This window comes from Pseudomonas simiae, assembly GCF_000934565.1.
GTDB lineage: Bacteria > Pseudomonadota > Gammaproteobacteria > Pseudomonadales > Pseudomonadaceae > Aquipseudomonas > Aquipseudomonas simiae.
Genome location: NZ_CP010896.1, coordinates 4,835,109 through 4,857,424 on the forward strand (window position 1 = coordinate 4,835,109; position 22,316 = coordinate 4,857,424).

At 61.7% G+C, this 22,316-nt stretch carries 22 protein-coding genes; 12 read left to right on the forward strand and 10 right to left on the reverse strand.

Annotated features, from left to right (window positions below; translation table 11 throughout):
- Nucleotides 1–27: 27 nt before the first annotated feature.
- On the reverse strand, nucleotides 28–3,708 hold the full coding sequence (locus tag PF1751_RS21950; protein ID WP_226994527.1) for a dermonecrotic toxin domain-containing protein: 3,681 nt from the start codon (nucleotides 3,706–3,708) through the stop codon (nucleotides 28–30).
- A gap of 687 nt (nucleotides 3,709–4,395) precedes the next feature.
- On the opposite strand from PF1751_RS21950, the gene PF1751_RS21955 reads away from it, so the two are divergent.
- Nucleotides 4,396–5,850 carry a TrkH family potassium uptake protein gene (locus tag PF1751_RS21955; protein ID WP_010208163.1) on the forward strand — a complete coding sequence of 485 codons (1,455 nt, stop codon included), beginning with the start codon at nucleotides 4,396–4,398 and terminating at the stop codon, nucleotides 5,848–5,850.
- On the opposite strand, the gene PF1751_RS21960 is transcribed toward PF1751_RS21955, so the two are convergent.
- Nucleotides 5,807–6,865 carry an AraC family transcriptional regulator gene (locus tag PF1751_RS21960; RefSeq protein WP_010208161.1) on the reverse strand — a complete coding sequence of 353 codons (1,059 nt, stop codon included), beginning with the start codon at nucleotides 6,863–6,865 and terminating at the stop codon, nucleotides 5,807–5,809. The two genes, PF1751_RS21955 and PF1751_RS21960, sit on opposite strands and share 44 nt — an antisense overlap.
- A 160-nt stretch (nucleotides 6,866–7,025) precedes the next feature.
- Here PF1751_RS21960 and PF1751_RS21965 point away from each other — a divergent pair, with 160 nt between their 5' ends.
- The 3 genes from PF1751_RS21965 (at nucleotide 7,026) to PF1751_RS21975 (ending at nucleotide 9,174) form a co-directional block, all read left to right on the forward strand.
- A complete protein-coding gene (locus PF1751_RS21965) occupies nucleotides 7,026–7,337 on the forward strand; it encodes an Mpo1-like protein (RefSeq protein WP_010208158.1) in 312 nt (103 codons plus the stop codon).
- Nucleotides 7,338–7,689: 352 nt separating this feature from the next.
- Complete coding sequence (locus PF1751_RS21970) at nucleotides 7,690–7,872, forward strand: hypothetical protein (RefSeq protein WP_010208156.1); 183 nt, start codon at nucleotides 7,690–7,692, stop codon at nucleotides 7,870–7,872.
- A 105-nt stretch (nucleotides 7,873–7,977) separates the two neighbouring features.
- Entirely contained in the window at nucleotides 7,978–9,174 is a 1,197-nt protein-coding gene (locus PF1751_RS21975) for an MFS transporter (protein WP_044287763.1), read from the forward strand.
- On the opposite strand, the gene arfB is transcribed toward PF1751_RS21975, so the two are convergent.
- Both arfB and PF1751_RS21985 read right to left on the reverse strand, forming a co-directional pair.
- On the reverse strand, nucleotides 9,171–9,584 hold the full coding sequence (arfB, locus tag PF1751_RS21980; protein WP_010208154.1) for an alternative ribosome rescue aminoacyl-tRNA hydrolase ArfB: 414 nt from the start codon (nucleotides 9,582–9,584) through the stop codon (nucleotides 9,171–9,173). The genes PF1751_RS21975 and arfB overlap by 4 nt on opposite strands.
- Before the next feature lie 111 nt (nucleotides 9,585–9,695).
- Complete coding sequence (locus tag PF1751_RS21985; protein ID WP_021491252.1) at nucleotides 9,696–11,117, reverse strand: amino acid permease; 1,422 nt, start codon at nucleotides 11,115–11,117, stop codon at nucleotides 9,696–9,698.
- Between the two features lie 638 nt (nucleotides 11,118–11,755).
- Between PF1751_RS21985 and PF1751_RS29305 the strand changes: the two genes are divergently transcribed.
- Together PF1751_RS29305 and PF1751_RS21995 are read left to right on the forward strand one after the other, a co-directional pair.
- On the forward strand, nucleotides 11,756–11,893 hold the full coding sequence (locus PF1751_RS29305; protein ID WP_003175756.1) for a hypothetical protein: 138 nt from the start codon (nucleotides 11,756–11,758) through the stop codon (nucleotides 11,891–11,893).
- Nucleotides 11,894–11,966: 73 nt separating this feature from the next.
- Entirely contained in the window at nucleotides 11,967–12,926 is a 960-nt protein-coding gene (locus PF1751_RS21995; RefSeq protein ID WP_044287765.1) for a CgnE/CgnB domain-containing protein, read from the forward strand.
- A gap of 196 nt (nucleotides 12,927–13,122) precedes the next feature.
- On the opposite strand, the gene rluB is transcribed toward PF1751_RS21995, so the two are convergent.
- The 6 genes from rluB to PF1751_RS22025 form a co-directional block, all read right to left on the reverse strand.
- Complete coding sequence (gene rluB / locus PF1751_RS22000; protein WP_010208149.1) at nucleotides 13,123–14,334, reverse strand: 23S rRNA pseudouridine(2605) synthase RluB; 1,212 nt, start codon at nucleotides 14,332–14,334, stop codon at nucleotides 13,123–13,125.
- Nucleotides 14,335–14,478: 144 nt separating this feature from the next.
- Nucleotides 14,479–14,670 (reverse strand): DUF1289 domain-containing protein, encoded by a 192-nt coding sequence (locus PF1751_RS22005; RefSeq protein WP_042571244.1) that lies wholly within the window; start codon nucleotides 14,668–14,670, stop codon nucleotides 14,479–14,481.
- Nucleotides 14,671–14,726: 56 nt separating this feature from the next.
- Complete coding sequence (scpB, locus tag PF1751_RS22010) at nucleotides 14,727–15,653, reverse strand: SMC-Scp complex subunit ScpB (protein ID WP_044287766.1); 927 nt, start codon at nucleotides 15,651–15,653, stop codon at nucleotides 14,727–14,729.
- A 12-nt stretch (nucleotides 15,654–15,665) separates the two neighbouring features.
- The gene (locus PF1751_RS22015) at nucleotides 15,666–16,364 is read right to left on the reverse strand and encodes a segregation and condensation protein A (RefSeq protein ID WP_164365898.1); all 699 of its coding nucleotides are present in this window, start codon (nucleotides 16,362–16,364) and stop codon (nucleotides 15,666–15,668) included.
- A 120-nt stretch (nucleotides 16,365–16,484) separates the two neighbouring features.
- Nucleotides 16,485–17,114 carry an L-threonylcarbamoyladenylate synthase gene (locus tag PF1751_RS22020; protein ID WP_010208143.1) on the reverse strand — a complete coding sequence of 210 codons (630 nt, stop codon included), beginning with the start codon at nucleotides 17,112–17,114 and terminating at the stop codon, nucleotides 16,485–16,487.
- Between the two features lie 13 nt (nucleotides 17,115–17,127).
- Nucleotides 17,128–17,991 (reverse strand): PHP domain-containing protein, encoded by an 864-nt coding sequence (locus PF1751_RS22025; RefSeq protein WP_010208142.1) that lies wholly within the window; start codon nucleotides 17,989–17,991, stop codon nucleotides 17,128–17,130.
- 87 nt (nucleotides 17,992–18,078) lie between these two features.
- Here PF1751_RS22025 and PF1751_RS22030 point away from each other — a divergent pair, with 87 nt between their 5' ends.
- The 6 genes from PF1751_RS22030 (at nucleotide 18,079) to PF1751_RS22055 (ending at nucleotide 22,315) form a co-directional block, all read left to right on the forward strand.
- Nucleotides 18,079–18,675: a septation protein A gene (locus PF1751_RS22030; RefSeq protein ID WP_010208141.1), complete on the forward strand. Its 597-nt coding sequence runs from the start codon at nucleotides 18,079–18,081 to the stop codon at nucleotides 18,673–18,675.
- Between the two features lies 1 nt (nucleotide 18,676).
- On the forward strand, nucleotides 18,677–18,976 hold the full coding sequence (locus PF1751_RS22035; protein ID WP_010208140.1) for a YciI family protein: 300 nt from the start codon (nucleotides 18,677–18,679) through the stop codon (nucleotides 18,974–18,976).
- A gap of 106 nt (nucleotides 18,977–19,082) precedes the next feature.
- The gene (locus tag PF1751_RS22040) at nucleotides 19,083–19,490 is read left to right on the forward strand and encodes an SH3 domain-containing protein (protein WP_010208139.1); all 408 of its coding nucleotides are present in this window, start codon (nucleotides 19,083–19,085) and stop codon (nucleotides 19,488–19,490) included.
- Between the two features lie 7 nt (nucleotides 19,491–19,497).
- Nucleotides 19,498–20,175, forward strand: coding sequence for a response regulator transcription factor (locus tag PF1751_RS22045; protein WP_003193803.1), 678 nt, complete (start codon nucleotides 19,498–19,500; stop codon nucleotides 20,173–20,175).
- A gap of 263 nt (nucleotides 20,176–20,438) precedes the next feature.
- The gene (locus PF1751_RS22050) at nucleotides 20,439–20,903 is read left to right on the forward strand and encodes a hypothetical protein (RefSeq protein ID WP_010208138.1); all 465 of its coding nucleotides are present in this window, start codon (nucleotides 20,439–20,441) and stop codon (nucleotides 20,901–20,903) included.
- Between the two features lie 68 nt (nucleotides 20,904–20,971).
- A complete protein-coding gene (locus PF1751_RS22055) occupies nucleotides 20,972–22,315 on the forward strand; it encodes a sensor histidine kinase (RefSeq protein ID WP_044287768.1) in 1,344 nt (447 codons plus the stop codon).
- Nucleotide 22,316 lies beyond the last annotated feature (1 nt).

Sequence of the window (22,316 nt, forward strand, 5' to 3'; positions counted from 1 at the left end):
TTTTTTTTACATCGATAATCGGAGGCGTCACACCCGAATGATAAAAATCTGCGGCGACGCGGCGGGCGTCGTCAATTGAATACCGCCCATCAACGGCACCAGGTTATGACTGACCTCAGCCTGCGTGACCAGTCTGCGCGTCGGCTCATCCATCAAGCTTTTGTAGGGCCCAGCCTGGGCGTCTGCGGCGATTCGATCCCCTACCACACGGCGCAATCTCAGCCAGTACAGCCTGACATCGCCAGGGCGCCTGAACAGCAACTCTCCGGGAAAGTCATAACCGCTCAGGACGCCGTAGCGACAGCGGGTTACCACCTCACTCATCAAGGTTCTCAAGCGCCCGCCGGCACCAGGCGGGAGCGCATTGAACAGCGGCACCACGACGGGCTCCGGACGAAAGTCCAGACGGCGATAATGCCCCGGCGCATTCGGTAGCTGCCAACTGCCGTCGCTGAGTGCGCGGGTGGGTGGAAGTAACGAAAACGGATCGGCCAGTCCTGCGTATGTCATGGTCCGCCAAAACTGCCAGTCGCGCAGGGTGCGTATCAGCGAATGCTGGCCCTGTTGGGTCAGGCCTCTCGGGTTGGCCCGATTGAACAGGGCCTGGGCGAGCTCCACCTGACTGCGGGTGGTCAGCAGCGCGAAGGCCTCGCGCACATACATCGTGAGCGGTTTTTTCAAGGCAACGTCACTGGCAATCACCCACAGCCCGTCCCCGGTGGCGAACTTCGCCTGTCGGGGCTGATTGTAGATGCCCGAACGCAGCAGGTTTTCCAGGTCCGTGAAGTACGTGGCCGGTTGTGCAGGGTCGCGAATGAATACGTCATTGGGAGTCGCTGTATCCCGGGGCAAAATCACGAAATAGCGCCGGTCCATCTTGATGTACTCTTGCCCCAGCCACTGCGGATCGCCTGCAATCCGCCGATAGATGCCGCGTGTCGCATCCACCACCTCAAGCTCGGCCTCGTCGAGGATTCTGCCCCATTCAATGAATCGTTCGTTTGCAGGCCGCACGACGGGCGCCTCGGGGGCCGGGGTGCGGGGCGGCGTCAGTGGCGGTTCGACGGGCGCCGGCCGCAGGGTGATCACCGCGGGCACGTCCGGCAGATCGATGCCGTCCAGACGCCACTGGAACCGCAGGAGCGGCACGTTCAGATAGGGCTCAAAAGCCGCTGTGGAGAGCCTCAACCGCAGGTTTTCGACCAGCGCCAGCCGGTATTCGATTTCGCGCCCCGCCGGGAAATTGAACGCCTCAAACACCCGCCTGGCCTGCACGTCATCCAGGCGCGGGTAGAGGTCCCTGAGGGCGCGCTCGGGCGAGTTGCCTCCCTTGAGTCCCCCGACCGCATGAGCACCTATTTCCCACTGCCCCGCCGCACTTTGCCGGATCGGCGCGTAGTGGTACTGCGTCAGTTTGCGTGCGTCCCTGAGCCGCCAGACGGCTTTGTCACCGTCATCGAGGATCGAATACCAACGCCCGCCGTCATTGAGGAAGTAGTGCTCGGCGCCCGCCGCGTTCGAGGCCGAGTGATACACGCCCTTGCCTTCCCATCCGGCCAACGGCAGCACGCCGTCGGGCTTTTTCCACAGCGCCATCTCCGCCGGCAACACCCTTGGCCTGGCACCCGCCACGGGCGCACCGGCCCCGACCGCGCCGTCCACCAGCGCCCCGACCAACTCGCCCAGCGACCGCACGAAATACTGCGCAGCGCCGGCACGGTCGCCAAGGTCCAGCGCCTCGACAGCGTTGAACACCGAAAACAGGCTGCGCGCCAGGCCGATCGGCAACATGATCCTGACCGGCAGCACCATGGACAGGACGTCGAAGGCCAGAGTCGCCACGCTCAGGCCGGTTTCGACGTTGACGTGCTGGGTACTCCTCGATTGCGCGGCGGCGTCGTTGATCACGAAGTTCGCTTCAACCTCGTAGGCCTCCTCGAAAAGGTCGTCGGCAATCCGGCCCGTGCTCACCATCGACACGTCGCCGCGCCCCCTGAGCACGGCGCGGACCTGGGATTCGAAGGCCCGCTCCACGCGCCCCAGCAGGTAGGCGCGCCAACTGCTGTTCATGACGAAGTCGGTCATCAGGCGGTCTTTGGCGTACTCGTGGAACACGCGACCGTCGGGCGCCTGGGGGGTGTACACCACGATCGAGCCGACCCCGGCGGAGGCCGAGACGAACAGCAGTACCCCACGCACGCGCTGACCGCGCAGTTTCAAGTGCTGCACGAGAATCCGATGGCCTTCGACACGCGTGCGCCGATCACTGTCGACCGGGGCGTCAAGCACCGCCTGCACCCAATTGAAGCCTCGGTTCAGACGGTCCGGGAGAAAGTCGCCGTTGATCTTGGCCTCGATGGCGTCGAGTCGCAGTTGCAGACGCATGACCTGAGCGTAGGTCTGCTTCAGTGCGAGCGCGCCGGGCGAGGTGATGAGGCGGTCTTTCAGAAAGGTGTCGTAGCTTTGTCCGACGTTGACCGCGCGCACCAGGTCCTTGACCTGTTGCAGGGTCAGCCCGTCATAGGCCGGGGCCGGCGTCAGATCTTCCGGCAGCAAGGCTTCATCAGGCTGTTTGCGGGTGTTTTCACTCAGCCTGGAAAAGTGTGTGAAGTTAAAATCCAGCCCGCCGACATTCTCCAGCGCCAGTTCGCTCAGCGTGCGGCTTCGATGCCGGAACAACGGTGTGCCGGGCTCGCGCGGCGCCGGAGCAGGCGCGCCCGGAACCACGACAGTCGCAGGAACGAACGGTTCTTTGGTATGCACGCGGACCGTGTCGGGGTCGATGTCCAGTGCATAGTCAGCCTTGAGGCGGATGCGCAGTTGTTCGTTGGCGTATGCCAGCAGCGCCGGCTTATCGCTGAATTGCGCCAGCGACGGCAGCCCCTCGGCGTCCGGCAGGCTCGACAGCAGGTCGCGGTAGTCCGTCATCGCGACCCGCCATGCGTCTTTATCGGCAAGGGAGGCGTCATGCAGAAAGGTCCTGATCTGCGCCTGCCCGCGCTTGATGTCGCGCCCCCATAAGACCCCGCCGGCACTGAAGAGCCGGCCGGGGTCCGTCACCCGGTCCAACACCTGCGGCAACTCGGCCATTTCGATGGGGTCGACCGGTGACGGGTAGTGGGAAAGGGTTGAGGTGAAGTTGTCGAGCATCAACTGACATTGCGCCTCGACGCTCGCCTCGAACGGCGAACCGAGCTGTTCATGATAGACCACCTGCCCCGTGGCCTTGAGCTGACGATGCAGGGCCAAGCCTTGTGCCTGGTCGGCCACGGCCAGGCCATCGAGCACCGCGGCGAATTCGACGGGGTGGTTCAAACGCCGGTGCAACTCCTGATCCAGGCTGGCCAGGGAGTCAAACGCTTCAAGGCCGGAGTCCGGCAGAAACAGCAATACCGTACCGACGTTCATGCTCGGGTCCACGGGCCGCACCCGGGCCGGCGTGACCTCCTCCTGTGGCCTCACCACGGCTTGCTCCGGGTCTCTGGCAGTCAGCACAAAGGCGCCGCGCAAGGTCAGATCCACCGCGCCGGTCGCGCCCTTGAGGGCTACCTCGTAGACACATGGCCGGTCGCCGCGCAAAGCTTGTCGTGCCTGGGCGTGCGGGTGACGCAGCACCAGGGCGAACAGGTCCTGGTCGGCGGGGCTGAGCAGGCGATCGGCAGCGAGTAGCGCCACTTCGGCTTTCAGCAGTTCGATACGGGTGTGCACCAACCATTGTTTCTGCGTGCGAGCATCCGTCAGGCTGCGCGCGCGTCCAGAAGGTTTTCACAAAAGCGCTGTAATAAGCGCCCAGCCCAGCGGCCAGGCGGTCGAGGAATTTATCCAGCCCGGCCGGGGTGATACCGCTCAAGGGCAGCAGCGCGTCGCCAGTCGCCGGCAGCCGATGCAGGGTCGCCATGCGCTGCGCATAACTCGCTGGCTGATCAGCGACGATACGTTGCACCACCGCCTCGAACAGCGAGGGCAGTAACTCGGTCTCGGTGGACGGTTGCGCTGCAGAGGTCGCCGGCGGGATGGTCGTCGCGGGCAGTCGGATGAAGGCGTGACGCACATCAAGGCTGGGCGTCAACGTCGGGAATGCTTGCTCGAACTCATGCTGCACAAATGAATGGAACGTCGGTGGCGACTGAAACTGCTCGGCGATCTGGCGATCAAGCGCCATTAACTGGTCGCGCAACGCGACCTGTTGCGGTGCGTCCTTGAAACTTGACGGTGCAGAAAACAATGAATCAGACGGCATGGTGGCCTCTCGAATAGGAAACATACCGGCCCATCGTGCCTAAGCGCCCCCTGAACCAGGCGCTACATAGCTAAGCGCCGCAGATCGGCGACCAAGGTTTACATGCCCTGCACCCCAGGTAGAATGGCGCCTCTGCCCTATTTCGAGCGAATTTCATGGCGTTGCCGACCCTGCGTATCATCGGTTTCATCATCGGCATCTTCCTGATCACCCTCGCGATCGCCATGGTCGTGCCCATGGCGACCCTTGTGATCTTCGAACGCACCAGCGACCTGCCCTCGTTTCTGTGGGCCAGCATGATCACCTTTATCGCCGGCCTGGCCCTGGTGATTCCGGGTCGTCCCGAGCATGTGCACCTGCGCCCGCGGGACATGTACCTGCTGACCGTCAGCAGCTGGGTGGTGGTGTGTATCTTTGCCGCGCTGCCGTTTCTGCTGACCCAGCACATCAGCTACACCGACTCGTTTTTCGAAAGCATGTCCGGCATTACCGCCACCGGTTCTACGGTATTGAGCGGCCTGGATGCCATGTCGCCGGGCATCCTGATCTGGCGTTCACTGCTGCACTGGCTGGGTGGCATCGGCTTCATCGGGATGGCGGTAGCGATCCTGCCGCTGCTGCGCATTGGTGGCATGCGCCTGTTCCAGACCGAATCTTCGGACCGCTCGGAAAAAGTCATGCCCCGTTCGCACATGGTGGCGCGGCTGATCGTGGCCGCGTATGTGGGCATCACCATCCTCGGCAGCCTGGCGTTCTGGTGGGCCGGCATGGGCGTGTTCGATGCGATCAATCATGCGATGTCGGCGATCTCCACCGGCGGTTTTTCCACCTCCGACGAATCCCTGGCGCACTGGAAACAGCCCGCCGTGCACTGGGTGGCGGTGGTGGTGATGATCCTTGGCAGCCTGCCGTTCACCCTGTACGTGGCCACGCTGCGTGGCAACCGTCGGGCGCTGATCAAGGATCAGCAGGTGCAGGGCTTGCTCGGTTTGCTGGTGGTGACCTGGCTGGTGCTCGGCACGTGGTACTGGTGGACCACCAACCTGCATTGGCTGGATGCCTTGCGGCATGTGGCGTTGAACGTCACGTCGGTGGTGACCACCACCGGTTTCGCCCTGGGGGACTACAGCCTGTGGGGCAACTTCTCGCTGATGCTGTTCTTCTACCTGGGTTTTATCGGCGGCTGTTCCGGCTCGACCGCCGGCGGGATCAAGATTTTCCGTTTCCAGGTCGCCTATATCCTGCTCAAGGCCAACTTGAACCAGTTGATCCACCCTCGTGCGGTGATCAAGCAAAAGTACAACGGCCACCGCCTCGACGAAGAGATCGTGCGCTCGATCCTGACGTTTTCGTTTTTCTTCGCCATCACCATCTGCGCTATCGCCCTGGCCTTGTCGCTGCTTGGCCTGGACTGGATGACCGCCTTGACCGGCGCCGCGAGTACCGTCTCAGGCGTGGGCCCAGGCCTGGGCGAAACCATCGGCCCAGCGGGCAATTTCGCCAGCCTGCCGGATGCGGCCAAATGGATCCTGTCGCTGGGCATGCTGCTCGGCCGGCTGGAGATTATTACGGTCTTTGTTCTGTGCATTCCGGCGTTTTGGCGCCACTGACGCTCGACGCGTCCAGCAACCGCGCCCGGTATTCACCGGGCGTGGCATCAAACCAACGGCGAAACGCACGAAAGAAATTGCTCGGGTCGGCGAAACCCAGCAGGTAGGCGATTTCCAACAGGGTCATGCTGGGCTGTGCCAGGTATTGCTCGGCCAACTCGCGACGGGTGTCGTCGAGCAGCGTTTGAAAGCTGGTCCCCTCCTCCTGCAAGCGCCGCTGCAACGTACGCTGGGACAAGTGCAGCGCCTGGGCCACCACTTCACGCTTGGGCTCGCCCTGGGGCAGCAGGCGGCACAACACCTGCCGCGCCTTGTGCGTCACACGGCTTTCCGAGAAACGCGCCAGGTATTCACCGGCAAAGCGGTCATGCAGCAGTGCCATGGCTTCGTTGGCCGTGGGCAGCGGCGCGTCCATGTCGGCCCGCTCAAAAATCAGCGCATCATAAGGCGCGTTGAACTCCAGCGGCGCGTGGAAGGCTTGTTTATACGGGGCCAAGTCCGCCGGCTGCTCACCTTGCAGCACCACTTTGCGTGGCTGCAGCGTGCGGCCCGTCAACCAGCCGCACAGCGCCAAGGCGCTGGCCAGCGACGCTTCGGCACTTTGCCGGGTGGGCGGCAGATGATCACCGTGTACCGTCAGAATCAGCGCATAACCTTCGGGGACCAGTCGGAAACTCAGGTCGGCACTTTCGGCAATGATCCGCTGGTAACGCACCAGGCGCATGAAGCCTTCAGCCAGGGTGTTGCTGGACATCAGCGCGTACCCGGCCACATGAAACGATGCCGGACGCACCACTTTGCCCATGTTCAGGCCGATCGCCGGGTTGCCCGACAGCTCTACCGCCCGCTGCCACAGGCGGGTCATGGAATCCTGCGGGAACCGCGCATCGGGGTCGCTCAGGGCGGCGTAGTCGAGACCGAGCTGCTTGAACAAGGCACGGCAATCCAGGCCGTCCATTTCCAATGCCTTCACTATCCCCATCGCCCAGCTTGCAGAAGTTGTTCGTTCGCTCATGGCGTCGTCTTAATAAAGCAGGCTCAAACGGCAGCCAGGAAGCCAAGGATACTAAAGTGGCATCTATTGTCACTGGCTGTTACCACTAATCACTCTAGACTCAAATAAGCTCCCCGCCGAACATCTGTTGGGCGGCACAATAATCAAAGGGCCGGTCATCGTGGAAAACATCAAGCGATTCAACAGCTTCGCTGAGTTCTACCCCTACTACCTGAGTGAACATGCCAACAGCACCTGCCGGCGCCTGCACTTTATCGGCACCACGCTGGTGATCGGCATCCTGGCGTACGCCATCGGCAAAGGTTCGCTGGGCCTGCTGATTGCCTTGCCGATTGCCGGTTATAGCTTTGCCTGGATCGGCCACTTCTTCTTCGAAAAGAACCGCCCGGCGACTTTCCAGCACCCGTTCTACAGCCTGTTGGGGGATTTTGTGATGTACCGCGACATGATCCTGGGCAAGGTACCCTTCTGACCAAACGACCGTTTAAACGATGAAAGTTCATCCTTCCGAGGACATAAAAATCTTTTTGTCATTTGCAGTGCTGTATCCTGCCAAAGCTTTTTGAGAGCGCGGAATCACCTGCGATTGAAAAAACAGACCTTGCGAGGAGCGACGACGATGCACGAGATACCTAATCTCCCCTTCCCAAGCCTGCACCCTACAGAGCAGCCAACACCGCAGCAGGCCAGTGACAAACAGCCTGAGGCCAAAGAAGCAAAACCAGTCGACAGCAAAAGCCAGGACTGACGCCGTACCAGACCGTGTGGAAAGCGCAGCGTTTTGAGCGCTTTCCACACTGCCTGAATGAATCGAGACGCCCGCCATGACCGATACCCTTCCCGACACCCCGGATACCGCCGTACTCGACGCTGCCTTGCAGATGGTCGAAATCTGGAACCGCCTCAGCGCCGACAAACAAGCGCGGCTGCTCAAACGCTTCGGCACCCAGGAAAACGCCCTCGCCGCCCTGGTCACCACCCAGTTGCTCGCCTCGACCAAAGCCTGACGTCTTTCTGAGCGGAGGTTTTTGCGTTTTACCGCCCTGCGCGAGCCAAACCCCCGGTATCATTAGCAGCCTATCTTTACCTGCCGCGACAGTGGACCTCTCCCCATGCCCGATACCCAGCGCCCCATGGCGGTCACGCTGCAAGTTGTTTCCATCGTATTGTTCACCTTCATTGGCTACCTGAACATCGGCATTCCCCTGGCCGTATTGCCAGGCTATGTCCACAGTGAACTGGGTTACGGCGCAGTGATCGCCGGCCTGGTGATCAGCGTGCAATACCTGGCCACCCTCCTGAGCCGCCCCTATGCGGGCAAGATCATCGACAACCTGGGCAGCAAGCGCGCTGTGCTGATCGGCCTGGCGGGCTGCGGACTGAGCGGTGTGTTCATGCTGCTCGCGGCGTGGTTCTCAAGCCTGCCGGCCTTGAGCCTGGGTAGCCTGTTGATCGGCCGCCTGGTCCTTGGCAGCGCGGAAAGCCTGGTGGGTTCGGGCTCCATCGGCTGGGGCATTGGGCGGGTCGGGGCGCAGAACACCGCCAAGGTGATTTCCTGGAACGGCATCGCCAGCTACGGCGCGCTGGCCGTCGGCGCGCCACTGGGCGTGGTGCTGGTCAGGTACTTCGGGCTGTGGAGCATGGGCGTCAGCATCATCCTGCTGGCAATCGTCGGCCTGCTGCTGGCCTGGAACAAGGTCGCCGCGCCGATTGTTGCCGGCGTGCGCCTGCCCTTCATGAATGTACTGGGCCGCGTATTGCCCCATGGCTGTGCATTGGCGCTGGGCTCCATCGGCTTCGGCACCATCGCGACCTTCATCACCTTGTATTACACCACCCAGCATTGGGATAACGCGGTGTGGGCCCTGAGCCTGTTCGGCGCCAGCTTTATCGGTGCGCGGTTGTTGTTCGGGAACCTGATCAACCGGATCGGCGGCTTTCGCGTGGCGATTGCCTGCCTGTCGGTGGAGATTCTTGGCTTGCTGCTGTTATGGCTGGCACCCGACGCCAACCTGGCCCTGGCCGGCGCAGCGTTGAGCGGCTTTGGCTTTTCCCTGGTGTTCCCGGCGCTGGGGGTGGAGGCTGTCAACCTGGTTCCGGCGTCCAGCCGCGGCTCGGCGGTGGGCGCCTACTCGCTGTTTATCGACCTGTCGCTGGGCATCACCGGCCCGCTCGCCGGAGCGGTGGCGGCAGGGTTCGGCTTTGCGTCGATCTTCCTGTTCGCCGCCCTGGCCGCCCTCGGTGGCTTGCTGCTGAGTGTGTACCTGTACCGCCAGGCGCCCAAGGCCCGCGAGGGGCGTGGCGACTAAAAGTCGACCTTGCCACGCCCAGCCTTGATGCTGCCACGCTTGGTCTTGGATTCGAGACGGCGCTTTTTCGAACCCAGGGTGGGTTTGGTCGGGCGGCGTTTCTTCTCCACCTTGGTGGCGCTGAGGATCAACTCCACCAGACGCGCCAACGCATCCGCGCGGTTCTGCTCCTGGGTCCGGTATTGCTGGGCCTTGATCACCAGCACACCTTCACTGGTGATCCGGCTGTCGCGTAGCGCCAGCAGCCGCTCCTTATAGAACGCCGGCAGCGACGATGCGGGGATGTCAAATCGCAGGTGCACCGCACTCGACACCTTGTTGACGTTCTGCCCACCGGCGCCCTGGGCGCGAATAGCAGTCAGCTCGATCTCGGCATCGGGCAAGTGGACGTTGTTGGAAATCACCAGCATAGGCGGCAGGATTCTCTGTGGGGGCAGCCAAGGATACGCGAATGCGCTCTCGCCTATTCCTGAAACAACAAACCCGGCGCATGGCCGGGTTTGGTTGATCTCACGCAGGCCTCACTTCACTGGTGAAGCAGCCGGCGCCAACGCTTGCTGCGCACTACGCTTGTTCTTGATCCCATAACACACCGCCATAAACACCACCCACACCGGAATCGCGAACACCGACACCTGGATGCCCGGAATCATGAGCATGATCACCAGGATAAACACCACGAACGCCAAGCACACATAGTTGCCGTACGGGTACCACAGCGCCTTGAACAACGGCACCTGGCCGGTGCGGTTCATGTGTTGGCGGAACTTGAAGTGGGAGAAGCTGATCATCGCCCAGTTGATTACCAGCGTCGCCACGACCAGCGACATCAGCAGTTCCAGCGCGTGTTGCGGGATCAGGTAGTTCATCAGCACCGCCACCAGGGTGATCGCCGCCGAAGCGAGAATGGAACGCACCGGTACGCCGCGCTTGTCGATCTTCGCCAATGCCTTGGGCGCATCGCCCTGCTCGGCCATGCCCAGCAGCATGCGGCTGTTGCAGTACGTCCCGCTGTTGTACACCGACAACGCGGCCGTCAGGACCACAAAGTTGAGGATGTGCGCGGCAGTGTCACTGCCCAGCATCGAGAACACCTGCACGAACGGGCTGCCGCTGTAGGCATCGCCGGAGGCGTTGAGGGTCGCCAACAGGCTGTCCCACGGCGTCAGCGACAACAGCACCACCAAAGCGCCGATGTAGAAGATCAGGATGCGGTAGATCACCTGGTTGATCGCTTTCGGGATCACGGTGCGCGGTTTGTCCGCTTCAGCCGCGGTAAAGCCGAGCATTTCCAGGCCACCGAAAGAGAACATGATGATTGCCATGGCCATCACCAACCCGCCGACGCCATGGGGGAAGAATCCGCCGTGCTCCCACAGGTTGGTCACCGAGGCCTGTGGCCCACCGGTGCCGCTGACCAGCAGATAGCTGCCCAGGGCGATCATGCCGACGATGGCCACCACCTTGATGATGGCGAACCAGAACTCGGCTTCACCGAAGACTTTGACGTTGGCCAGGTTGATCAGGTTGATCAGCACGAAGAAGGCTGCGGCCGAGACCCAGGTCGGGATCTCCGGCCACCAGTAGTGCACGTATTTGCCGACGGCCGTCAGCTCCGACATGCCCACCAGGATGTAAAGGATCCAGCAGTTCCAGCCCGACAGGAAGCCGGCGAAGCCGCCCCAGTACTTGTGGGCAAAGTGGCTGAAGGAACCGGCGACCGGCTCTTCGACGATCATTTCGCCGAGCTGGCGCATGATCATGAAGGCAATGAAGCCGCAGATGGCATAGCCCAGGATCATCGACGGGCCGGCGGATTTAAGCACCCCGGCCGAACCGAGGAACAGGCCGGTGCCGATGGCGCCACCCAGGGCGATCAACTGGATATGCCGGTTTTTCAGGCCGCGTTTCAGCTCGCCTGAAGAGGAAGGGGAAACACTCATGAAAAGGCTCTCACGCAAGGTTTGATGATGTTGAATGCAGGTTGCTGCCTTGAATTACCGACTCAAGCAGCGCCGCTCAAACCCCAGCGCAGGCACCAGGAGTACAGCGTCTTTCTAACGGTCATGCGTCACCTGTTTGTTTTTATCTGTGACGAAATCGAACCCGTCCGGCTCGTGGCCAGGCGGAGTGATCAGGGTGGGTAAACCCTGAGGTCTTGGCCTTTTGCGTGGTTACGCAAGGGGGTCACAGTAAAACGCGGCGGATTGTACACCGCTCGACAGCTTGGGGGCGCCCTCGAAAGGCGAGTGCGACGATCTGTCAGGTAATCCTTACAGGGCAGGATCGGCCCATAATGTCGCCATTTACACGTAAACTAATCGTTACAGCACGGAAAAATAACGTTACAGCCATGATTTGAAGAAAAATTGTCGCGCGCAAACTTCCCGCAATTTAGCCGCGACAGCTCACTGAATTTCCTAAAGAAAAAATCGGAACGAAAAAACAGAACAAAAAATCCAAATGAAACCGTGTCAATAAAAATTTTGCATTTTGAAACACTCTCTCCTAGGTTCTTTCCACTTGCCAGCGAAGCCCGTTGGCAAGCCGTCCTCAAACAACGTCCTCTAGGAGATACACCATGCAAGCACTGGAAAACGACCTGGAAACCGAACTGCAACTCGACGATTGGTTTGAAGCGCCGACCCATGAGGCCGCCGTTGAAATGATGCAAGCCGACGCCGTTGTGCCGTTCGGCACCGCGATGTGGCCATTCTAAACACCGGCAGGCATCCGGCAGGTGCTGTGCACGGCACCTGCCCCCTTACCCAAGGCACAAAAGGAAGCACGTCATGGACAAGGCCCGCGCCGTCGAACACTTTCTCTACTACCTCGCGCATCACCCGGCCCTCAATGGCCTGAGCCGCCCCACCGTGTTGCTGGGCCATACCGAACGCTACGACGCCCTCGCGCAGGCGATCACCCACAGCAGCGCCGCCCGTTTCAACTTCCAGGTGCAGCGTCTGGACCTGGCCGCCAGCGACCCCCTGGCCGAGGCCATCGAAGCCTGCGACCTGTACTTGTTTCTCTACGACTCCTCTACCTTGCCCAACCCACGCGCCGAAGGCCCGGACTTTATCCGCGCCCTGCAAGGCGTGATGGCCGAGCACTGGAAAAAGTCCCTGTTGTTCAAGGATTACGGCGACTACTTCTACGACACCTTCAGCGTCGAGCCCCAGCGCATTGCCGACCTCAACGCCACGCTGATCCGACGCATGTCCCAAGCCACGGTGCTGAGCTTTACCGACAAGCACGGCTCACGCCTGGAAGCGCCGATGAGCAGCATCAAGAAGTGGACGAATATCAACGGCGTCGGCAACCACGACCTGGCCCCCGGCGAGATCGCCACCCACAGCGAAGCCATCAACGGCCAAGTGCGGTTTGTCGGTACCTTTCTCAGCACCATCCCGTTCGCGCGTAAATATGGGGTGCTGGAGTCACCGCTGGAACTGTGGATCGAGAACTCGACCATTTGCAGCGTGGCCAGTGACGTGCCGGGGTTGGCGGATGATTTCAACAAGTACCTGAATGCCAACCCGTCCAACCGGCGTGTCGAGGAGTTGGGGATTGGCACCAACGAAGGCGTCAAGGACTTGTATGCGCGCAATGCCGGTTTTGAGGAGCGCCATTGCGGGTTGCACCTGGGCCTGGGTGGCGGGCAGAAAGGCAGCCATCACCTGGATTTGATCTTTTCCAGTGGGGTGTTGGCGCTGGATGACAAGCCGGTGTTTGATGGCAGGTTTGCGTTCTAAACACTGACCTCATGAACGCTGAGGCTCTAAATGTGGCAGCTGGCTTGCCTGCGATGCAGGCACCTCGGTCTATCAGACAGACCGCAGTGATGCGATCGCAGGCAAGCCAGCGCCCACATTTGATTGGGTTACCAAATGTCAGACCCCAAAAAAACGCCAACCCTAGGGTTGGCGTTTTTGTGCAGCGCTTACGGTATCACTGCGGCTTCTTGCGACCAAAACCAGGACGCTGACCCGAACCCGCCGGGGCGCCACGGCGCTTGCCCGACGGCTCATCCGCGACCAGTTTCGGGCCAGGGCGTTTGTTCGCCGCCGGCTTGGCTGGACGCTTGGTGCTGGCGTTGTCAGCCGGGCGATCGGCTTCACCACGGTTGCTACGACCACCCGCCGGGGCAGGACGCGGCGCACGTGGCGCACGCTCGCCTTCCTGACGTGACGGCGCGGTTGGGCGACGCTCACCTTCGATCTGCGGCTCACGGGAGATACGACCACCGGTCGCCGGAGCATTCAGCGCCGGGCGCAGAGTGCGGGCAACACGCTCGGTGCGCGCCACAGGGCGCGACGATTTGCGCTGCATACGCTCAAGCTTGTCTTTGCTCTTGGCGTTCATCTGCGGCATCGCGACCGGCGTCAGGCCGACTTCGGCGCTGAGGATGTCGACTTCGTACTGGCTCATTTCGCGCCAGCGGCCCATCGGCAGGTCGGAGTTCAGGAACACCGGGCCGAAACGCACGCGCTTCAGGCGGCTGACCACCAGGCCCTGGGATTCCCACAGGCGACGAACCTCACGGTTACGACCTTCCATCACCACGCAGTGGTACCAGTGGTTGAAACCCTCGCCGCCTGGTGCCTGCTTGATGTCGGTGAACTTGGCCGGGCCGTCTTCCAGCACCACGCCCGCCTTGAGGCGCTCGATCATCTCGTCATCGACTTCGCCACGCACACGCACGGCGTATTCGCGGTCCATTTCGTAGGACGGGTGCATCAGACGGTTGGCCAGTTCACCGTCGGTGGTGAACATCAGCAAACCGGTGGTGTTGATGTCGAGACGGCCGATGTTGATCCAACGGCCTTCTTTGGGCTTGGGCATCTTGTCGAACACGGTCGGACGGCCTTCCGGGTCGTCACGGGTGCAGATCTCGCCATCGGGCTTGTTGTACATGATCACGCGGCGCACCGATTCGGCAGCCTCTTCACGCTTGATGACCTTGCCATCAATGGTGATTGCATCGTGCAGGTCGACGCGCTGGCCGAGCGTGGCCTCGACGCCGTTGACCTTGATGCGCTTCTGGGTGATCCAGGCTTCGACGTCGCGGCGCGAGCCCACGCCGATACGCGCCAGCACCTTTTGCAGTTTTTCGCCTGCTGGGCCGATTTCCTGGCTGTCGTTCTGGTCTTTGTCGTTCATCTTAAGCACCTCCCGGTGGGTCGATTCAGGCGTGGCCTGAAGAGTGTTGAAAGCGGGGCTTTGGCCGAATACATCAGCAAAGGGTCGCGAATCATACGCGCATGGCGCGCGTTGCGCATCAGAGAGTAGTCGATAAGACCCAAGTCATTTGCTTTTCCGCCGACCGGTGGCGCCAAGGGCCAGCAATCGCAGCTCGGCTTCGGCCAAGACGGTGCGCTTATCAACCTTGTCGAGTTTCTTCCAGGCACGGATTTCGCGCTTGCTGCGGCCACAGCCGAGGCAGATGTCGTCGCTGAATTTGCAGACGCTGATGCAAGGGTCTTTGGTTGAACTCATATGATTTCTCCCTGGCAACAATAATCAAATGTGGGAGCGGTGGCTGGTGGATCGCGTCAGTCTTCGAACTGGCGGCGCTCGGCCTCGATGGCTTCGGCCAGGGCCCGGGCTTCGTCTTCTTCGTCGCTCAGCGGCGGCTGTTCGAGGGCGGCGACGGCAGCCAGGAGTTTTTCCCGGGCTTCGGCCACGCCGAGGATGTCTTCCTCGGGCTCGGGTTCGACCTCGGGCTCTACGTCCACGTTCACTTGGGTTTCAGGCTCCGCCGCGCCATCACGCAACAAGTCGTCGAAGTCGGTCTTGATGCCCTGTTCCATGTCATCCAGTTCCAGCAACAGCGTATGGAAACTGGTCTCGTCCTTGGGCTCTTCCGGCTCGGCGGTAGCATCGGCCATTTCCTGCAGGCTGGCCGGGACCGGGGCGTCGTCGAAGTCGAGCACCGGCTCGGCCTCCATTTCGCGCAGTTCGGCGAGCGGCGGCAGGTCGTCGAGGTTCTTCAGGTTGAAGTGGTCGAGGAACACCTTGGTGGTGGCGAACATTGCCGGTTTACCGGGCACGTCGCGGTAACCGACGATACGGATCCACTCGCGCTCCAGCAGGGTCTTGACGATATGGCTGTTGACCGCCACGCCACGCACATCTTCGATCTCGCCCCGGGTGATCGGCTGGCGATAGGCGATCAGCGCCATGGTCTCCAGCATCGCCCGCGAATAACGCTGCGGGCGTTCTTCCCATAAGCGGCCGACCCACGGGGAAAACTTCTCACGGATCTGCAGGCGATAACCCGATGCCACTTCGCGCAACTCAAAGGCGCGACCGTCGCAGGATTTGCGCAGGATCTCCAGCGCCTTCTTGAATACCGGCGGCTCGGGGCGCTCGGCTTCTTCAAAGAGTTCGAACAGGCGCTCCAGGGATTGCGGTTTGCCCGAGGCCAGGAGAAACGCCTCCAGCAGCGGCGCCAGTTCGCGGGGTTCAGTCAGATTCATCGATTCAGCTCTTTATTCGGCTCGCGCCCGCACGTGGATAGCCGCAAAAGGCTCATTCTGGACCAGCTCGACCAAGGACTCCTTGACCAATTCGAGGATCGCCATAAAAGTCACCACCACCCCCAGACGCCCTTCTTCGGCGGTGAAGAGCTCGACGAACGGCACGAACCCGCCACCCTTGAGGCGCTCCAGCACGTCGCTCATGCGCTCGCGGGTGGACAGCGCCTCACGGCTGACCTGGTGGCTTTCAAACATATCGCCACGGCGCAGCACCTCGGCCATGGACATCAACAACTCTTCCAAGCTCACGTCGGGCAACAGTTTGCGCGCGCGGGCTTCGGGGGCGTCGAGCTTGGGCACTACCACGTCGCGACCCACGCGGCTCAGGCCATCAATACCTTCGGCAGCGGCCTTGAAACGCTCGTATTCCTGCAGGCGGCGGATCAGTTCGGCGCGCGGATCGTCTTCTTCGGCTTCCACCGTTTCCGAGCGCGGCAGCAACATGCGCGACTTGATCTCGGCGAGCATGGCGGCCATCACCAGGTACTCGGCGGCCAGTTCCAGGCGTACCGACTGCATCAGCTCGACATAGCCCATGTACTGCCGAGTGATTTCCGCCACCGGGATGTCGAGGATATTGATGTTCTGCTTGCGGATCAGGTACAGCAGCAAGTCCAGCGGGCCTTCGAAGGCTTCAAGGAAGACTTCCAGGGCGTCCGGCGGAATGTACAAGTCCAGCGGCATCTCCATGACCGCCTGGCCATACACCATGGCAAACGGCAGTTCCTGCTGGGCGCCCGCCTGGGGGTCAACGGTTTCCACGGCTGACATTCAGGCCTCGACCATGAACGGCGCCGGGTCGCCGCAACCCACGCGGATCACTTCGGGTTCGCCGTCGGCCAGGTTGATCACGGTGGAGGCCTTGTTGCCGCCGTAGCCGCCGTCGATGATCAGGTCGACCTGCTTTTCCAGCAATTGACGCATTTCGTATGGGTCGTACAGCGGCTCGGTTTCACCGGGCAGGATCAGCGACACGCTCATCAGCGGCTCACCCAACTCGGCCAGCAGCGCCAGGGCGATAGGGTGTTCCGGCACCCGCAGGCCGATGGTGCGCTTCTTTGGGTGCAGCAACAGGCGCGGCACTTCGCGGGTGGCATTGAGAATAAAGGTGTAGGGCCCTGGTGTGTGGGCCTTGAGCAGGCGGAAGGTGCCGGTGTCGACCTTGGCGAACAGCCCAAGCTGGGACAGGTCGCTGCAGATCAGCGCAAAGTTGTGCTTGTCGTCCAGCTGGCGCAGGCGCCGTACACGCTCGACCGCGCCCTTGTCGCCGATCTGGCAACCAATGGCGTAGGACGAGTCAGTCGGATAGATCACCACGCCGCCGGCACGAATGATCTCGACGGCCTGTTTGATCAGGCGCGCCTGGGGGTTTTCCGGATGAATCTGGAAGAATTGACTCACGTGTTCTACCTGTTCAGACGGTGGCAATAATGGGGTCATGCTTGAATCGCCCCGACAAAAGCGGCAGGTCTTCAGGTACCTGGCGATACTCGCCGATTTCGGACCACCCACCTGGGCCATGAAAGTCACTGCCGGCGCTGACCAGCAGACCAAATTCGCGAGCAAGAATCGCCAGGCTGCCGACCTGCTCGGCAGGTTGATGCCCGTTGACCACTTCAATCGCGTGGCCGCCCGCTCCAATATAGTCGCTGATCAGCTTGCGGCGCTTGCTGCGGGTGAAATCGTAATGCCAGGGATGCGCCAGGCTGACCCAGGCGCCGGAGGCCCGCAAGGTCCCGACGGTGTCTTCCAGGGTCGGCCAGTGTTGCTTCACATCCCCCAACTTGCCCGCGCCCAGCCATTTACGGAAGGCTTCGGCGCGGTCTTTGACAAAACCTTCCCGCACCATCCAGTCAGCAAAGTGCGGCCGGGCCGGAGCATTACCACTGTCACCCAGGTCCTGCTGGATGGCGCGGGCGCCTTCCAGGGCGCCGGGCATGCCTTTAAGGCTGAGCTTGCGGCTTATTTCTTCGGACCGCAGCCAGCGGCCATCGTGCAAATCGGCGATGGCCTGCACCAGCGGCGGGGCTTGCTGATCAAAACCATAGCCGAGCACATGAATGGTGGCGCCGCCCCAGGTGCAGGACAATTCCACGCCATTGACCAGTTGCATGCCCAATGAATGGGCGGCTTCGCGGGCTTCGTCGAGGCCTTCGAGGGTGTCGTGGTCGGTCAAGGACAGGACTCGCACGCCTTTTTCAAACGCACGCGCAACCAGTACCGCGGGCGCCAAGGCGCCGTCGGAGGCCGTGCTGTGGCAGTGCAAATCAACATTCACGGGGATGTGTAACCTCAAGTCAGCTGGCGCTTTCGCTACCAAGGATGTTTGTTATTATGCCGCCACATCCAGCTTCTGGCTCTTACTGTGAAACAATTCATCGACTTCATCCCGCTGTTGCTGTTTTTCATCGTTACCAAACTCGACCCCAGGGTCATCGAAATCGCCGGTCATGAGCTGTCGTTCGGGGGCATCTACAGCGCCACCGCCGTCCTGATCATCAGCTCCATCGTTGTCTACGGCGCCATCTTCATCTCCCAGCGCAAGCTGGAAAAAAGCCAATGGCTCACCCTGGTCGCGTGCCTGGTCTTCGGTGGCCTGACCCTGGCGTTCCACAGCGAAACCTTCCTCAAATGGAAAGCGCCGGTGGTGAACTGGCTGTTCGCGCTGGTGTTTATCGGCAGCCACTTTATCGGTGATCGCCTGCTGATCAAACGGATCATGGGCCATGCGCTGACCCTGCCGGACCCGGTGTGGACACGCTTGAACGTAGCCTGGATCGTGTTCTTCCTGTTCTGTGGCGCCGCCAACCTGTTCGTGGCCTTTACCTTCCAGGACTACTGGGTCGATTTCAAAGTGTTCGGCAGCCTGGCCATGACCGTGTTGTTCCTGGTGGGCCAGGGCATCTACCTGTCGCGCCACTTGCATGACGTCGCCCCTACCACGCCTAAAACCGAGGACTGACATGCTCTACGCCATCATTGCCACCGACGTGGCCAACTCGCTGGAAAAACGCCTGAGCGTACGCCCGGCCCATGTCGAGCGCCTCAAGCAGCTGCAGGCCGAAGGCCGAATCGTGCTGGCCGGCCCGCACCCTGCGGTAGACAGCAACGACCCAGGCGAGGCCGGTTTCACCGGAAGCCTGATCGTCGCCGAGTTCGCCTCCCTGGCCGATGCCCAGGCCTGGGCCAAGGCTGATCCTTATGTGGCAGCCGGGGTTTACGCTGACGTTGTGATCAAGCCATTCAAGCAAGTCCTGCCTTGATAACGGCCGCGCCGAGCCTAATCGGTTCGGCGTACTCCTAATTGCTCATTATTCTCGGTAACCTGCCGACAACATTCTGAATATTCGTGTGGAATCAGGAGTTCCGATGCGCTTACGTCAGTTGTGTCTGTTGGCAGTGGTAATGATCGGGGCTACGGCCCACGCTGAAGAAACCTCGAACACCGGCAGCTCCACGCCCCTGTCCTTGAGTGCCGGCGCCCAGATCACCGAGTTGCAGCAACGTTTGAAAGAAAGCGAACGCCAGCGCGAAGAACTGAGCAAGCAGTTGCAAAGTGCCGACGCTAGCCGTGAAAGCACTCAATTGAGTCGCCTTCGCCAAGAGAACCAACGCCTGGCCCAGCAACTCAAAGAGACACAGGGCGGCGCCTTGACCCGCTGGCTGACTGAGCAACAACAGTGGTTCGTCACCGGCGGGGCCGTCGCACTGATCGCCCTGCTGTGCGGGATCTTCGCCAGCGGTGGGCACCGTCGCCGTCGACAATGGCTAAATTGAGTGAGTCATGAGCGAGCTGTTACTGATAGATGATGACCAGGAGCTCTGTGAGCTGCTGACCAGTTGGTTGAGCCAGGAAGGCTTCCAGGTGCGCGCCTGCCATGATGGCTTGAGCGCCCGCAAAGCCTTGGCCGACAGCGCTCCGGCAGCGGTGGTGCTCGACGTGATGCTGCCTGACGGCAGCGGGCTTGAGCTGCTCAAGCAATTGCGCAACGACCACCCGGAGCTGCCGGTGCTGATGCTCTCGGCCCGAGGCGAACCGCTGGACCGCATCCTCGGCCTGGAACTGGGCGCGGATGATTACCTGGCCAAGCCCTGCGACCCGCGCGAGCTGACCGCCCGCCTGCGTGCCGTATTGCGCCGCAGCCATCCGGCCGCCGTGTCGACCCAGCTCGAATTGGGCGACCTGTGCTTCAGCCCGGTGCGCGGCGTGGTCAGCATCGACGAGCAGGAATTCGCCCTCACCGTCTCCGAAAGCCGCCTGCTGGAAGCCTTGCTGCGCCAGCCCGGCGAACCGCTGGACAAGCAGGAACTGGCGCAGATCGCCCTGGGCCGCAAGCTGACCCTGTACGATCGCAGCCTGGACATGCACGTCAGCAACCTGCGCAAAAAGATCGGCCCGCACCCGGATGGCCGGCCACGGATCGTGGCGTTGCGCAGCCGCGGCTACTACTACAGCCTCTAATCGCGACACCGATCCGAACCCTGTGGGAGCTGCCGAGCTTTAGCGAGGCAGCGACAGGATCGACTCGGTGTGCCTGTGGTACCGAGTCGTCTGCATCGCAGGCAACCCAGCTCCCACAGGGGATACGCTCGGCGCTGATAGTTTTGTCAGTTACCGACAAATCCCTCTTTACCGAAGCTTTACCCACACCTGACCGCCGCTGACCTTGATCTCCGTAATCTACTCACATCCGGACTCACCGGAATAGAGACAGGAGAATCACCATGCGCAAGACCCTTATCGCTTTGATGTTCGCCGCTGCCCTGCCCACCGCTGCCATGGCGGCAATGCCTGAAGGCCCAGGCCCGATGGGCGAACCTTCCGGCCACATGATGGGTGGCCCGGGCCACGGCGGTGAACACGGTCCGCGTGGCAAAGGCGGCCCGTTCAGCCAACTGGACCTGAGCAAGGAACAGCGCCAGCAGATCGGCAAGTTGATGGGTGACCAATGGCACGCCCGCAAAGACCTGACCAAGAAGTACCTGGACAAACTGCCAGCCGCTGACCAGAAAGCCATGCAGGACGAGATCGCCGCCGGCAAGCAGAAAACCCAGGCGGACATCCGTGCGGTCCTCAAGCCTGACCAGCAGAAGAAGTTCGACGAAATCGTCAAGCAGCAGGAACAGCGTCGCGCCGAATGGAAGGAATTCCAGGCCTGGAAAGCGCAACAGCCGCAAAAAGCGCAATAATGCTCCCGCGTTAACACTCCCAGCCCAGTGGCCCCCGCCGCTGGGCTTTTCCTGTTTGAGGGTTTCCTGTGCGTTCATTGTTCTGGCGCATCCTGGCCAGTTTCTGGCTGGCCATCGCCTTGGTTGCCGGGTTGTCGATCCTGCTTGGGCATATGCTCAATCAAGATGCCTGGATTCTCAGCCGTCACCCCGGCCTCAATAACCTGGCCGAAGAGTGGACCCAGCTCTACGAAGCCCAGGGCGAGGACGCGGCCCAGGACCTGCTGCGACAGCGCAAACGCCAGTATCACATCGACGTGCAAGTGCTGAATGAAAGCGGCGAGCCGGTGGTACGCGGCACCTTCCCGCGCCGCGCCGCTGCCTTCGAAGCGCGCCAGAATGACAGCCAGGACGGCCACCTGCCCTGGCGTCGCCTGACCGCCGAGTACACCAGCGAAAAGACCGGCGACACTTACTTGCTGATCTATCGCATCCCCCACCCGGAACTCGACGCCTGGCACCGCAGCAGCCTTTTGTGGCCGTTGAGCGCGCTGGCGATTGCCTTGGTGGTGCTGACCCTGTTCAGCCTGCTGGTGACACTGTCCATCACTCGCCCCCTCAGCCGTTTGCGCGGCGCGGTGCATGACCTCGGCCAGGCCACCTACCAGCAGAACAGCCTGGCGCGCCTGGCCAATCGCCGCGATGAATTCGGCGTGCTGGCCACCGACTTCAACCGCATGGGCGCCCGCCTGCAAAGCCTGATTGGCAGCCAGCGCCAATTGCTGCGTGATGTCTCCCACGAATTGCGCTCGCCCCTCGCGCGCCTGCGTATTGCCCTGGCGCTGGCCGAACGCGCCAGCCCCGAAGAGCGGGAAAGACTCTGGCCGCGCCTGACCCGCGAATGCGACCGGTTGGAAGCCTTGATCAGTGAAATCCTGGTACTGGCCCGTGTTGATGCCGATAACGCCAGCGCCGAAGAGGTCGACCTCACTGCCTTGCTCAAAACCTTGCAAAAGGACGCCCAACTCGGCGCACCGGACCAGGTAGTGCAACTGAACGCCGAAACCGACCTGCACCTGAAGGGCTGGCCGACCATGATCGAACGCGCGGTGGATAACCTGCTGCGCAATGCCCAGCGCTTCAATCCCCAGGGCCAGCCGATTGAACTGCAGGCGCAGCGTCAGGGTGATCGGATCCTGATCAGCGTACGCGACCACGGCCCCGGCGTTGAGGCCGAACACTTGAGCCAGCTGGGCGAGCCCTTCTATCGCGCCCCCGGCCAGACCTCACAAGGCCACGGCCTGGGCCTGGCGATTGCACGTCGCGCCGCCGAACGTCATGGCGGCAGCCTGATTCTTGCCAACCACCCAGGCGGCGGCTTTGTCGCCAGCATCGACCTGCCACTGGAACCCGGGGTTGTCACACCGGCCTGAT

Excerpts from the sequence above, each read along its gene's own strand:
- PF1751_RS21955 (WP_010208163.1), top strand. The coding sequence starts at position 4,396 with ATGGCGTTGCCGACCCTGCGTATCATCGGTTTCATCATCGGCATCTTC.
- PF1751_RS21960 (WP_010208161.1), bottom strand. The coding sequence starts at position 6,865 with ATGAGCGAACGAACAACTTCTGCAAGCTGGGCGATGGGGATAGTGAAG.
- PF1751_RS21970 (WP_010208156.1), top strand. The coding sequence starts at position 7,690 with ATGACCGATACCCTTCCCGACACCCCGGATACCGCCGTACTCGACGCT.
- PF1751_RS21975 (WP_044287763.1), top strand. The coding sequence starts at position 7,978 with ATGCCCGATACCCAGCGCCCCATGGCGGTCACGCTGCAAGTTGTTTCC.
- arfB (WP_010208154.1), bottom strand. The coding sequence starts at position 9,584 with ATGCTGGTGATTTCCAACAACGTCCACTTGCCCGATGCCGAGATCGAG.
- PF1751_RS21985 (WP_021491252.1), bottom strand. The coding sequence starts at position 11,117 with ATGAGTGTTTCCCCTTCCTCTTCAGGCGAGCTGAAACGCGGCCTGAAA.
- PF1751_RS29305 (WP_003175756.1), top strand. The coding sequence starts at position 11,756 with ATGCAAGCACTGGAAAACGACCTGGAAACCGAACTGCAACTCGACGAT.
- PF1751_RS21995 (WP_044287765.1), top strand. The coding sequence starts at position 11,967 with ATGGACAAGGCCCGCGCCGTCGAACACTTTCTCTACTACCTCGCGCAT.
- rluB (WP_010208149.1), bottom strand. The coding sequence starts at position 14,334 with ATGAACGACAAAGACCAGAACGACAGCCAGGAAATCGGCCCAGCAGGC.
- PF1751_RS22005 (WP_042571244.1), bottom strand. The coding sequence starts at position 14,670 with ATGAGTTCAACCAAAGACCCTTGCATCAGCGTCTGCAAATTCAGCGAC.
- scpB (WP_044287766.1), bottom strand. The coding sequence starts at position 15,653 with ATGAATCTGACTGAACCCCGCGAACTGGCGCCGCTGCTGGAGGCGTTT.
- PF1751_RS22035 (WP_010208140.1), top strand. The coding sequence starts at position 18,677 with ATGCTCTACGCCATCATTGCCACCGACGTGGCCAACTCGCTGGAAAAA.
- PF1751_RS22040 (WP_010208139.1), top strand. The coding sequence starts at position 19,083 with ATGCGCTTACGTCAGTTGTGTCTGTTGGCAGTGGTAATGATCGGGGCT.
- PF1751_RS22045 (WP_003193803.1), top strand. The coding sequence starts at position 19,498 with ATGAGCGAGCTGTTACTGATAGATGATGACCAGGAGCTCTGTGAGCTG.
- PF1751_RS22050 (WP_010208138.1), top strand. The coding sequence starts at position 20,439 with ATGCGCAAGACCCTTATCGCTTTGATGTTCGCCGCTGCCCTGCCCACC.